10 protein-coding genes are annotated in these 12,755 nt (G+C 32.4%); 5 read left to right on the forward strand and 5 right to left on the reverse strand.

Features of this window, described 5'->3' with window-relative positions; genetic code table 11:
• The first annotated feature begins 4 nt into the window (after nt 1-4).
• On the forward strand, nt 5-1,168 hold the full coding sequence (locus AX016_RS09725) for a THUMP domain-containing class I SAM-dependent RNA methyltransferase (protein ID WP_232732617.1): 1,164 nt from the start codon (nt 5-7) through the stop codon (nt 1,166-1,168).
• Nucleotides 1,169-1,266: 98 nt separating this feature from the next.
• Here the strand turns inward: AX016_RS09725 and AX016_RS09730 are convergent, their stop codons facing one another.
• Genes AX016_RS09730 through rlmD form a run of 3 tightly spaced genes read right to left on the reverse strand, consistent with a single transcriptional unit; the run spans nt 1,267 to nt 4,006 of the window.
• A complete protein-coding gene (locus AX016_RS09730; RefSeq protein WP_100895419.1) occupies nt 1,267-2,061 on the reverse strand; it encodes a DUF6048 family protein in 795 nt (264 codons plus the stop codon).
• A complete protein-coding gene (locus tag AX016_RS09735; RefSeq protein ID WP_100895420.1) occupies nt 2,042-2,554 on the reverse strand; it encodes a DUF6452 family protein in 513 nt (170 codons plus the stop codon). The genes AX016_RS09730 and AX016_RS09735 overlap by 20 nt, the downstream gene beginning before the upstream one ends.
• 39 nt (nt 2,555-2,593) lie before the next feature.
• Complete coding sequence (gene rlmD, locus AX016_RS09740; RefSeq protein WP_100895421.1) at nt 2,594-4,006, reverse strand: 23S rRNA (uracil(1939)-C(5))-methyltransferase RlmD; 1,413 nt, start codon at nt 4,004-4,006, stop codon at nt 2,594-2,596.
• Nucleotides 4,007-4,262: 256 nt separating this feature from the next.
• Here rlmD and rocD point away from each other — a divergent pair, with 256 nt between their 5' ends.
• Nucleotides 4,263-5,543: an ornithine--oxo-acid transaminase gene (rocD, locus tag AX016_RS09745; protein WP_100895422.1), complete on the forward strand. Its 1,281-nt coding sequence runs from the start codon at nt 4,263-4,265 to the stop codon at nt 5,541-5,543.
• Between the two features lie 27 nt (nt 5,544-5,570).
• Here rocD and AX016_RS09750 read toward each other — a convergent pair whose 3' ends face one another.
• On the reverse strand, nt 5,571-6,620 hold the full coding sequence (locus tag AX016_RS09750; protein ID WP_100895423.1) for a S66 peptidase family protein: 1,050 nt from the start codon (nt 6,618-6,620) through the stop codon (nt 5,571-5,573).
• Between the two features lie 36 nt (nt 6,621-6,656).
• Nucleotides 6,657-7,964, reverse strand: a complete 1,308-nt coding sequence (locus AX016_RS09755; protein ID WP_100895424.1) for a carboxypeptidase-like regulatory domain-containing protein — start codon at nt 7,962-7,964, stop codon at nt 6,657-6,659.
• 225 nt (nt 7,965-8,189) lie between these two features.
• Between AX016_RS09755 and bshC the strand changes: the two genes are divergently transcribed.
• Genes bshC through guaA form a run of 3 tightly spaced genes read left to right on the forward strand, consistent with a single transcriptional unit; the run spans nt 8,190 to nt 12,754 of the window.
• Nucleotides 8,190-9,791 (forward strand): bacillithiol biosynthesis cysteine-adding enzyme BshC, encoded by a 1,602-nt coding sequence (gene bshC / locus AX016_RS09760; protein WP_100895425.1) that lies wholly within the window; start codon nt 8,190-8,192, stop codon nt 9,789-9,791.
• Between the two features lie 5 nt (nt 9,792-9,796).
• Complete coding sequence (locus AX016_RS09765) at nt 9,797-11,167, forward strand: pyridoxal phosphate-dependent decarboxylase family protein (protein WP_100895426.1); 1,371 nt, start codon at nt 9,797-9,799, stop codon at nt 11,165-11,167.
• 51 nt (nt 11,168-11,218) lie between these two features.
• The gene (gene guaA / locus AX016_RS09770) at nt 11,219-12,754 is read left to right on the forward strand and encodes a glutamine-hydrolyzing GMP synthase (RefSeq protein WP_100895427.1); all 1,536 of its coding nucleotides are present in this window, start codon (nt 11,219-11,221) and stop codon (nt 12,752-12,754) included.
• Nucleotide 12,755: the final 1 nt, after the last annotated feature.

Below are 12,755 nucleotides of genomic sequence, written 5' to 3' on the forward strand. Positions count from 1 at the left end.
ACCTATGGATAATTATAAAATGATAGCCAAAACCTTATTTGGTTTTGAAGAGATTTTAGCAAAAGAATTGCGCAACTTAGGCGCTTTAAATGTAAAAGAAGGCGTGCGTTGTGTCTTTTTTGAAGGAGATAAGGGTTTTATGTACAAAGCAAACTTATGCTTGCGTACAGCTATTAAAATTATAAAACCAGTAACTTCTTTTAAGGTTTATAATGAGCAAGATTTATATAGAAAAATGTACGCTATAGATTGGGGAGAGTTTTTAACAACTGATACCACATTTGCTATAGACACAACTATAAAGTCTGATATGTTTACACACTCTTTATACGTGTCTCAGAAAGTAAAAGATGCTATTGTAGATAAATTTAGAGATACAGAAGGCGAAAGACCAAATGTAGATGTTAAGTTCCCAGATGTACGTTTTAATATACATATTCAGAATGATACTTGTAATGTAGCTCTAGATTCATCAGGAAGATCTTTGCACCAACGTGGTTACAGAACGGCAACCAATATAGCGCCAATAAACGAAGTTTTAGCAGCCGGTTGTTTGTTGTTAAGCGGTTGGGATGGTCAGTGTGACTTTATAGACCCTATGTGTGGTAGTGGTACTTTTTTAACTGAAGCTGCAATGATTGCCTGTAACATACCGGCAAATATTAATAGAAAAGAATTTGCTTTTGAAAAATGGTCGGATTTTGATGAAGATTTGTTTGAGAAGATTGTAGATAGTAGTTTAAACAAAACAAGAGATTTTCATTTTAAAATAAAAGGTTTTGATAAAGCACCTTCTGCTGTACGAAAAGCTCAAGACAACGTAGAAAATGCAAATTTAGATGATTATATAACTGTTGAGCGTAAAAACTTTTTTGATACAGAAAAAGAGATCAACGGTCATTTGCATATGGTGTTTAATCCGCCTTATGGTGAAAGACTAAATATAGAGATGGAAGAGTTTTATGCGAGCATAGGAGATACGCTAAAACAAAAATATCCAGGAACAGATGCTTGGTTTATAACATCTAACTTAGAGGCATTAAAACACGTAGGCTTACGTCCGTCTAGAAAAATAAAAGTGTTTAATAGTCACTTAGAATCTAGGCTTGTAAAATATGTTATGTATGAGGGTAGTAAAAAGGCTAAATTTAATAAGAGTGTAGATTAGTATTAATTAACTTTTATAAAGATATAAATACTAAAAAAGGTCAAAAACATATGTTTTTGACCTTTTTTTATGTAAAAAATAACTTTTTATATTGTTTACTATTTTTTTAGAGATTTTCTAGGTTTGCTATCTTCTGCAGGTTTAGATTCTTCTTCGGTTTGCACAGGTTCCTTTTTCTTTTTAGCTCTTTTATATAATGGTATTAAGTAGCTAATACTGTAATTATATCCAGTTCCAAAATTACTCCCTTCTGTAGTTTTATTAAATCCTGGTATCCATATATTAGCAAAACCATCAGCTGTTTTATTACTTAATAAATAGCCTAAACGTACACTAGCGCCTAAATATAAATTTTTAAATATCTCTACTTTAGTGCCTAAAACAAACTCTAACCAAGATGCATTTAAACCATCAAACTCAGATAAGTTTTCTGTACCAGGTAAAAAATCATCTTGCCAATACCTATTACTATCATAAATTTGATAACTGTTTACTTTTTGTTTAAATGTACTGTATGCGTATCTACCTCCAATGTAAATAGAGTTGTTCATTCCATACCAATTATCGTATACATTTATATCTACACCTAGTTTTAGATAGCTACCTGTAGTGGTAAAATTAAAATTATCCTCATCTCTGGTGTTTTCTTCGTTACCAAGTTCTGCTGCAACATATAGGTTTTGAGACAGTCTATAATCTCCTGTAATTTCTAAACCCTTGTAATCTTCTCTGTAGAAATTTTGAGCAAGCCTATTTAAATCAACCCCTAAACGTATACCGTAAGGTTGCTCATAAACAAGCGTATCTTTTTTGTTTAAATCAATTGTTTTACTCTGGGCAAAGCCGTTAAAAACAATACTAAAAAGGAAAATACTAGTGATAAATTTTAACATGTGTTACGGCTATGTTTTCTACTTTGGTTTCTACTACTTCTACATTTTTAATCCAATTATCTGCATCTGCAGTAAGTGTGCTTGTTAAATCATTGTAATGAATAACATATCCACAGGCTCTAGAAATATAGACTTCTTTAGTAGTGTAATTAAACGTTACAGTATCTGTGTTACCTGTTTCGTCTCCATCTTCATTATCAGCAGAATTAGAGATTAAATTATAGGTTGTAGAGGTTTCATTTATACGCAAAGGAATACTAATGGTTTTTAAATCGGTCCTGTCTATGTTGTTTTCATTATCAAAAGGAGAATCTTGTCCTTCACCAACAACTCTAAGTTTAGCTACTGCTTTTTCAGTTTCTTCCTCTGCTTCAAAATCATAAAAATTTATAATTAATAAAGCAGTGTCACCGTCTACACAAATATCATCTTTTTCACAAGATGTAAAGCCTGTAAACAAAAGAATTGCGGCTAATATTCCTATTTTTTTCATCAATATATAGTTTGATTTCTTTTTAATTTGGAACAACTATTATGCCCTCTTTTTTAAAAGTACAACATTTTCTACGTGATGCGTTTGCGGAAACATATCTACGGCCTGTAATCTAGTAATCTCATACATATCATTCATTAATTCTAAATCTCTTGCTTGCGTAGCACTGTTGCAACTTACGTAAACCACTTTATTAGGGGCGATAGCTAAAATTTGTTCAACTACATCTTTGTGCATACCTTCTCTTGGTGGATCTGTAATAATTACGTCTGGTGTACCGTTTTGAGAAATAAATTCAGGATTAAAAATCTTTTTCATATCACCTGCATAAAAAACAGTATTATCTATTTTATTATGCTTAGCATTGGCTTTAGCATCTTCTATAGCTTCTGGTACAGCCTCTATACCAACTACTTTTTTTGCTTTTTTAGATACAAACTGAGCAATAGTTCCTGTACCTGTATATAAATCATATACTAGTTCATCACCGCTAAGTTCTGCAAAATCTCTAGTAATTTTATACAACTCATACGCTTGTTCTGAGTTAGTTTGATAAAAAGACTTTGGATTTATTTTAAACTGAAGACCTTCCATTTCTTCAAAAATATGGTCTCTACCAGCAAAACAGACAATGTCTTGATCGTAAATAGTATCGTTATGTTTTTGGTTAATTACATACAATAAGGCAGTAATTTCTGGAAACGTAGTAGCCAAGTGGTTTAAAAGTGCTTCTCTGTTTTCTTTATGATCATCAAAAAACTGAATAAGTACCATAATTTCTCCTGTAGAAGAAGTACGTATCATTAACGTACGTAACTCACCTGTATGGTGTCTAGGGTTAAAAAATGTCATATTAGTTTTAGTAGCAAACTCTTTAGTTTCTAACCTAATTGCGTTAGATGGGTCTGCTTGTAAATGACACTTTTTAATGTCCAAAATTTTATCCCACATACCAGGAATATGAAATCCTAGGGCATTACGGTCTTCAATTTCTTTGTCTGATTTTACTTCGTCTAAAGTTAACCACCTACTATCAGAAAAAGAAAACTCCATTTTATTGCGATAAAAATATTGTTTCTCAGATCCTAAAATAGGAGTAATGGTAGGCAATTGTAAGTGTCCAATTCTTGTTAAATTGTTTTCTACCTCTTTTTGTTTGTAAAACAATTGGTGCTCATAACCCATATGTTGCCACTTGCAACCACCACAAACGCCAAAATGTTCGCATTGTGGTTCTGTTCTTTTATCAGATAAAGTATGGTAATTTATGGCAGTACCTTCAAAATATGCCTTTCTTTTTTTTGTGGTTTGTACATCTACAACATCACCAGGAACGGCGTTGTTTAAAAAAATAACACGTCCGTCAGGAGCTTTTCCTATAGTTTTTCCTTTTGCACCAGCATCTACTACTTCTACATTCTCAAAAACTACTCTTTTTGTTTTTCTTCGCATAGCGCAAAAATAGTAGAATTATTTGTTATCTAAATACTTGCTTATTATTAATTATGAATAAAATTACAGCTAAATTTAATTTATTAGTTTCAATATTATTTTGACGAATTATAAATTAAAGACTAATTAATTATTAATGTCTTAATTTTTTTATGCCCCGTTAGCAATTTGTAATTTGCAGCACATTAAAAAATAAGGTTGATTTCTCTCCTTAAAGCAGGAATCGTTTAAGTTTTATATTTAAAAGAATTAGATTATGTCAATTATTCAAGGATCGGCATCTGCAGACGCAATTGCATTAGAAGAAAAGCACGGAGCACACAACTACCACCCATTACCTGTTGTATTAAACAAAGGAGAAGGTGTGTATGTATGGGATGTAGAAGGTAAAAGATACTATGATTTTTTATCTGCTTATTCTGCAGTAAATCAAGGTCATTGTCACCCAAAAATAGTTGGTGCAATGGTAAACCAAGCACAAACACTAACACTTACATCTAGAGCATTTTATAATGATATGTTAGGTAAATTTGAAAAATTTGCCACAGAAACATTCAACTATGATAAGTTATTGCCAATGAATACTGGTGCAGAAGCAGTAGAAACGGCACTTAAAATATGTAGAAAATGGGCTTATGAAGTTAAAGGGATACCTGAAAATGAAGCGGAAATTATAGTTTGTGAAAATAACTTTCACGGACGTACTACTACAATAATATCATTTTCTAATGATCCTGTTGCTCGTAAAAACTTTGGACCATACACAGATGGTTTTATAAAAATTGAGTACGATAATTTAGCAGCATTACAAACAGCATTAGAGGGTAATAAAAATGTTGCAGGATTTTTAGTAGAGCCTATACAAGGAGAAGCTGGCGTTTACGTTCCTAGTGAAGGCTATTTATCAGCAGCTAAAGAATTGTGTAAAAAACACAATGTATTGTTTATTGCAGATGAAGTACAAACTGGTATTGCACGTACAGGCCGTTTATTAGCTACTTGTGGTAATTGTACTTGTGCAGATAAAAATTGTTCTGGAACTCCAGAGGTTAAAGCAGATATTTTAATTTTAGGTAAAGCATTGTCAGGAGGATCATACCCAGTTTCTGGTGTTTTAGCTAATGATGATATTATGAATGTTATTACTCCTGGTAACCACGGTAGTACATTTGGGGGTAACCCTGTAGCAGCTGCAATTGGTATTGCTGCTTTAGAGGTTGTTAGAGATGAAAAATTAGCAGAAAACGCTCAGGTTCTTGGTGAGTTGTTTAGAGAAGAATTAGGTAAATTTATAGAAACTAGCGATTTAGTTACGTTAGTAAGAGGTAAAGGTTTATTAAATGCTATTATAATTAACGATACAGAAGATAGTTCTACTGCTTGGGATATTTGTATGGCATTAAAAGAAAACGGTTTACTAGCTAAACCAACACACGGTAACATTATTAGATTTGCGCCACCATTGGTAATGACTAAAGAACAGTTGTTAGAGTGTGTTGCTATTATTACAAAAACTTTAAGCGAGTTTAAAAAGTAATAGTTACTTCTAAAAAAAATAATAAAATTAAAGCACGGCTTTTTCTGTGATGGTTAGCGTCATAGAGGCCGTGCTTAATTTTGCATTTACGCCAATAGGAAATGTAAAATTTGCAGGTATATGCCCAAAAGACATTCCGTATACCGTAGGTATATTTAAAGGCTCTAACCTATCTGTAATAACTTCTTTTAACGTAAATGTTTTTGTTTTGTGTGTTGTTTCACAACCAGCAAAAACTCCTAGAACTAATCCTGCTGCATTTTTAAAAGTTTTGCCTTCTATTAATTGCGTTAACATACGGTCTATACGGTAAGGAGACTCTTCTACATCTTCAATACATACAATTTTATTTGTAAAATCTATTTCATGCGGTGTGCCAATTAAAGCGTTAATTAATGTTAAGCTTCCGCCAACCATAATACCTTCTGCATTACCCGGTGTAATAACATATCTATTGTATTCTGTATCTTGTTTTTGCTCTTCCGTTAAGTCAGAATTATGAATAACAACATTCTTTTTAGGATTAACAACAAGTTGCTCTAGCATAGAAATTCCGTACTCGTTATCTAACGTAGTGCCAACAGGGCCGTGAAAACCAACCAAGCCAGTTTCTTTATAAAATCCGTTTAGTAAGGTTGTGATATCACTAAAACCAATAAAAACTTTAGGGTTGTTTTTAATGATGTCATAATTTATCATTTGCATAATACGTGTACAGCCATAACCACCACGTGCACATAAAATACCATCTACATTTGGGTTGGCAAACATTTCGTTTAAATCTGCAGCTCTTTCTGTATCAGTATTACTAAAATAACCATAATTGCCAATAATACGGTCTGTGTGGTAGGGTATAAAACCCATTTTGCGTAGTGTAGTTTTGGCGTGTTCTAGTCCGTCTGAAGAAACAGCATAACCAGGAGCAACCAAACCAATAGTGTCTCCTCTTTTTAAATTTTTACCTTTTAATATGTGATTTTTAGTAGTGTTAAAATCACTGTTAATTATAGTAATTGGCAACAAACTAGCTGCAGCCGTACTAAGGGTAGATGTAATAAATTTTCTTCGTTTAAGCATAGTAATAAATTGTATTTCTACTACTAATATACTCTTTTATGGTTTTACATCAGAACCATTACCTTTTGATCTTTTTAACTGTCTATTAATTTTTTTTATAGCAGACTCAATAGATTTTTCTGGTTCTATAATGTTGTATTCTCCCCAAAAGTTAGGATCTGAAAAACCTACAGCTTCATCACCTAAAATTATAGACATTTTAACTTTGTCTTTTCCTTTAGGTAAAACATTACTTGTATTTTTTTTCCAATCTGTAACTGCCATTTCACAGCTCATACTATAAACAGAGTTAAATAAACGACTATCCCAATCAATTTTAAATTCTAAAATAGCGCTACTGTAGCCGTAGTACCATTTGTTGTTTTTTTCTCTGTAGTCTACACGGTAAGCAACATCTGTTGGCCAAACTTTAGCTTTGTTTGGTTTTTTACGTACAAATAATTTAGCAGCTTTTTGTTTATCTGTAATGTTTAAAGAGTAAATAGCACTGGTAAGTATCTTTTTTTCTGCATCTATGTAAAGTTTTCCTTTATAAAGTGGGTCACTAGTTTTATCGTTTTGTTTAAAACTAATAACATATACTAGTCGGTTATTAATGCGCGTAGAGTGGTCAAAAGCAAACTCGTAATATTTTAATGCATCTAGACCAAATATATATTGCGGATACTTCATTACATCTACATACAATGCATTAAAAGGTCCGCCTTGTAATTTTAAAGCAAGCGTATCCATTTTAGAGTAATTGGTGCTCTTTCTTGTTTTATAAAGCTCAACCGCATCTTTACGAGAATTAGAATAAGGAGCTTTGTAAATATTAACTACAGCTTCAGACAGTGATATGTTTTTTCTTCTTTTTTTTATGCTTTCTCTATAAAAGGCTGTCATTAAAGTAGGGTCTTCAAAATAATTTTCACCTCTTTTTTTAAGTGTTTCCAAAACTAAAGTTCTAGGATCTTTTGGTGCAGATATATTTATTTCAGTTAAAGCAGTCACTGTAATGTCTAAATATATTTTATTGTTTCCAGATGTTTTTAAATCTTTAATAGCTATGGTTTTAGTTTTATAGCCTAAAAATGAGATAACCAATTGCTTTGTAGAATTCTCTTTTGGTATTTTTAATGAAAACTTACCTTCTGCGTTACTAATACTACTTATGTTAGAGTTTGCAACAGATAAAGTTGCAAAAACAAGTGGTTTTTTAGAGTCACTATCTAATATTTCTCCTTTAAACAAATTAAAATCTTGGGCACTAACATTCATCACCCCTAAAAAAAACAGCATAAAACTGAAAAGAAAATGGTGTAAGACCGACAATTTTACGGGTTTAGTTTGTAAGAGTATCATAGAAAAATGGTTTTTAGTTTATTAATTACTGAGAATCACAGCCTTTTAAAGATACGTTTTTTTAACATATATTAAGGTTTTTTTAGCAATGATTTATAATAATCTAAGTCTAAAAACAATAAGAAACTTACAAATGAATGCTTAGTTTTATCGTTTTTTAAACACAGTTTTTATTTAGAATAGATTGGTAAAGAGTTTTATCTTTGCCGTTATATAATCGTATTTATGAAAGTTAGCAATATTCCGTACCACAAAACAGGTTACTTCTCTAGTTTAATGTGCGATTATTTAGAAGAGAAGAAAGAGTTACAACCTTTTTATAATAGATTTCCTAATCTAGAAAATTTTAAACTTCAGATTGAAGAAAAGGCCAAAAACTTTCCAATAGATAACAGGCTAGTACTAGCCAATGCTTTAGTAAACCAGTATGCAAACATTAATGCATCAGAAAAAACTAAAACAAATATATCTTTATTACAAGAGCAAAATACGTTTACCGTAGTAACTGGTCATCAGCTAAATTTATTTACTGGGCCTTTATATTTTTTATATAAAATTATATCTACCATTAATTTAACCGAAGAGTTAAAAAGGACGTATCCAGAGAAAAATTTTGTTCCTATTTATTGGATGGCTACCGAGGATCATGATTTTGATGAGATTAACTATTTTAATTTTAAAGGGAAAAAGTTACAATGGAATAAAAATGCATCTGGCGGAGTAGGGAGGTTAAAAACAGATGGTTTAGACCAAGTTTTTAATGCTTTTTCTAGTGATATTGGAGGAGGTAAAACAGCAGAAGAATTAAAATCTTTATTCACCAAAGCCTATTTAGAGCACTCTAACTTAACAGAGGCTACAAGATATTTAGCTAATGAGCTTTTTAGTAGCTACGGTTTGGTTATTGTAGATGGAGATGATAAGGAATTGAAGAAATTACAAATTCCGTATGTTAAAGAAGATCTATTAAACCATACAGGATTTTCTAAAGTTGAAGAAACAATTACAAAGCTTAGTGCAGTTTCTGAGAGTTACAAAATACAAGTAAATCCACGAGAAATTAATTATTTTTATTTGGTTGATGGTGTAAGAGAAAGAATTATTAAAAAAGATGATTTGTATCTTATTAATAATACAGAAACAACATTTACTGAAGAGGCTATTTTAAAAGAGCTAAATGAGTTTCCTGAACGTTTTTCTCCTAATGTTGTTGGTAGGCCATTGTTTCAAGAAATTATATTGCCAAACCTTTGTTACATAGGTGGCGGCGGAGAATTAGCTTATTGGTTAGAGTTGAAAACATATTTTGAGAGTCAGAATGTTACATTTCCTATGTTATTGCTTCGTAATTCTGCTTTATTAATAACAAAGAAGCAATCAGAAAAACTAGAAAAATTAAATGTAAGTATTGAAGACTTATTTTTAAAGCAAAATAGTTTAGTCAATAAAAAAATAAGAGAAATATCTAATGTAGATATAGATTTTGCTCCTCAAAAAAAGCATTTAGAGGAGCAATTTAAAAATTTGTATACATTAGCAGAACAAACAGATAAAACTTTTTTAGGGGCAGTAAAAGCTCAAGAAATAAAACAAAAAAAAGGATTACAAGCATTAGAAGACAGATTAATGCAAGCACAAAAGCGAAAGTTAAAAGACCACGTTATTCGCTTAACAGATATTCAAAACCAATTATTTCCAAATAAATCCTTACAAGAAAGAAGTCATAATTTCTCTGAGCCCTATTTGGAATTTGGGCCTAATTTAATAACACAACTAGTAGCACAATTAAAGCCATTAGATGGTAACTTTTTAATATTAGAATTATAAAATAAATGCATAAGATAGATTTAGGTTTAGTAGAAATGACAATGGATGTAATGAAATATGCCATTGACAGAATATCTGCAACCGAAAGGGAAATAGGAAAACCAGTTAATGCTGATGAGTTAAAAAAAATGGTTGGCGAAACCATTACTAGTACAGGAATTGGTGGCGAAAATGCATTTAATTTATGGAAAAAACATTTGGCAAATGCAAATGTACAAATAGACCATCCTAGACATTTAGCATTTGTACCTGCATCACCAACAAGAGCATCTATAATGTTTGATTTGGTTACTTCTGCATCTAGTATACACGGAGCTTATTGGATGGAAGGCGCAGGTGGTATTTTTTGTGAAAATGAAGCAATGAAATGGATTGTTTCTTTAACTGGTCTGCCAGAAGGTGCTTTTGGTGTTTTTACAAGTGGTGGTACGGCAGCAAATTTATCTGCATTAGTTACAGCAAGAGAACATTTTAGAGAAAAAGAAGAAAACAGAGGCAAAAAAGGTTTAATAATAGCATCAATTGGCGCGCACTCATCTGTAAAGGCAATGGCCAAAGTTATAGATGTAGATATACTTTTAGTAGATTCAGAAGAAAGTTTACATCAATCAGAATTAGAAGAAACAATTGCAAATTTATCTACAGAAGAGCGTAACAGGCTTTTTGCAGTAGTCGCAACTGGTGGTACAACAAATGCTGGTATTATAGATGATCTAAGTGGTATAGCAACAGTTTGTAAGCAAGAAAATTTATGGTTTCACGTAGATGCTGCTTACGGTGGTGGAGCTTTGGTTGCAGATTCTGTTAGGCACTTGTTTAATGGTATAGAGCAAGCAGATAGTATAACTATAGATCCGCACAAATGGATGTTTTCTCCGTATGATTGTGGAGCTGTACTTTATAAAAATATGCAGTTAGCTAAAAATGCGCACTCACAACAAGGATCCTACCTAGATATTTTTAAAGATGAAGGTGCTCACGGATTTAATCCAACAGATTATCAAATACAGTTAACACGTAGAGTAAGAGGGCTTCCTTTATGGTTTTCATTAGCAATGCACGGTACAGATAGGTATAAAGAAGCTGTAGAACGCGGATTAGAACTTGCCCAAATAGCAGGTAAAATGATAGAAGAACACCCAGATTTAGAATTGGTTAGAGAACCAAGTTTATCTTGTGTCTTGTACAGAAGAAAAGGATGGAAACCAGAGGATTATACGCATTGGACTTATGAGAATCATAAAAAAGGATTTGCTTTGGTAACACCAACAAAATACAAATTAGGAGATACTTTTGAGACTGTTTCTAGATTCTGTTTTATAAACCCTGATACTACAGAAAAAGACATAGAAATGATATTAGAAACTATGGTTTAAATTTTCAATAGTTTCGTTTAACTTTTTTATAATTAAATATTACTTTTGCGCATGCAACATGACAAGGTATTAATATTAGACTTCGGATCGCAGTACACACAACTTATTGCGCGTAGAGTTAGAGAGCTTAACATCTATTCCGAGATTCACCCATTCAACAAAATTCCAACAAACTTAAAAGAGTACAAGGCGGTTATCTTATCTGGTAGTCCAATGTCTGTACGTTCAGATGATGCTTTTCATCCAGACTTAAAAGGTATTAGAGGAGAAAAACCAATGCTAGCTGTATGCTATGGCGCACAGTATTTGGCACACTTTTCTGGTGGCGAAGTAGCCCCTTCTAATACAAGAGAGTACGGTAGAGCAAACCTAAGTTTTGTAAAAGAAGAAGAAACTTTTCTTAAAAATATAGAAGTAGGTAGTCAAGTTTGGATGAGTCATAGTGATACTATAAAGTCATTACCAACAAACGGAACTTTGCTAGCAAGTACACATGATGTACAAAATGCAGCTTATAAAATAGAAGGTGAAGATACGTATGCAATACAATTTCACCCAGAAGTTTACCATTCTACAGACGGAAAACAATTATTAGAAAACTTTTTAGTAGATATAGCAAGTGTAAATCCAGATTGGACACCAAATGCTTTTGTTGAAGAAACAGTAGAAGCACTACAACAAAAAATTGGAGACGATAAGGTTGTTTTAGGTTTGTCTGGAGGAGTAGACTCTTCTGTAGCAGCAATGTTATTGCACAAAGCTATTGGAGAAAACCTGTACTGTATATTTGTAAACAATGGTTTATTACGTAAAAACGAATTTACAGATGTATTAGAGCAGTACAAAGGTATGGGCTTAAATGTTAAAGGAGTAGATGCTTCGGCACGCTTTTTGGATGCTTTAGCTGGGTTAAGTGACCCAGAACAAAAGCGAAAGGCTATTGGTCGTGTATTTATAGAGGTTTTTGATGATGAGGCACACCAAATACAAGGTGTTAGTTGGTTGGCACAAGGAACAATTTATCCAGATGTTATAGAAAGTGTTTCTGCAACTGGTGGTCCTAGCGCAACAATTAAAAGTCACCATAATGTAGGAGGCTTGCCAGATTTTATGAAACTTAAAATAGTAGAGCCATTAAAAGCTTTGTTTAAAGATGAAGTAAGGAGAGTAGGAGCATCTATGGGAATGGAAAAAGACCTTTTAGGGCGTCATCCTTTTCCAGGACCAGGACTTGCAATTCGTATTTTAGGTGATATTACTCCAGAAAAAGTAGCTATATTACAAGAGGTAGACGCTGTTTTTATTGGAGAACTTAAAAAAAGTGGCTTATATGACAAGGTTTGGCAGGCCGGAGCCATACTTTTACCCGTAAATAGTGTAGGAGTTATGGGAGATGAGCGTACATATGAAAAATGTGTAGCTTTGCGTGCTGTAGAAAGTACAGATGGTATGACCGCAGATTGGGTTAATTTGCCATATGAGTTTTTACAAAAAGTGTCTAATAATATAATAAATAAAGTAAAAGGTGTAAATAGAGTAGTTTATGATATTAGCTCTAAGCCACCTGCAACTATAGAATGGGAATAAT

It is taken from the genome of Cellulophaga sp. RHA19 (assembly GCF_002813425.1).
In the GTDB taxonomy this organism is placed as follows: domain Bacteria; phylum Bacteroidota; class Bacteroidia; order Flavobacteriales; family Flavobacteriaceae; genus Cellulophaga.

What these genes read in the sequence shown, in the direction of transcription:
- rlmD (WP_100895421.1), bottom strand. Translation starts at nt 4,006, where the DNA reads ATGCGAAGAAAAACAAAAAGAGTAGTTTTTGAGAATGTAGAAGTAGTA.
- AX016_RS09730 (WP_100895419.1), bottom strand. Translation starts at nt 2,061, where the DNA reads ATGTTAAAATTTATCACTAGTATTTTCCTTTTTAGTATTGTTTTTAAC.
- AX016_RS09765 (WP_100895426.1), top strand. Translation starts at nt 9,797, where the DNA reads ATGCATAAGATAGATTTAGGTTTAGTAGAAATGACAATGGATGTAATG.
- AX016_RS09755 (WP_100895424.1), bottom strand. Translation starts at nt 7,964, where the DNA reads ATGATACTCTTACAAACTAAACCCGTAAAATTGTCGGTCTTACACCAT.
- guaA (WP_100895427.1), top strand. Translation starts at nt 11,219, where the DNA reads ATGCAACATGACAAGGTATTAATATTAGACTTCGGATCGCAGTACACA.
- AX016_RS09725 (WP_232732617.1), top strand. Translation starts at nt 5, where the DNA reads ATGGATAATTATAAAATGATAGCCAAAACCTTATTTGGTTTTGAAGAG.
- rocD (WP_100895422.1), top strand. Translation starts at nt 4,263, where the DNA reads ATGTCAATTATTCAAGGATCGGCATCTGCAGACGCAATTGCATTAGAA.
- AX016_RS09750 (WP_100895423.1), bottom strand. Translation starts at nt 6,620, where the DNA reads ATGCTTAAACGAAGAAAATTTATTACATCTACCCTTAGTACGGCTGCA.
- AX016_RS09735 (WP_100895420.1), bottom strand. Translation starts at nt 2,554, where the DNA reads ATGAAAAAAATAGGAATATTAGCCGCAATTCTTTTGTTTACAGGCTTT.
- bshC (WP_100895425.1), top strand. Translation starts at nt 8,190, where the DNA reads ATGAAAGTTAGCAATATTCCGTACCACAAAACAGGTTACTTCTCTAGT.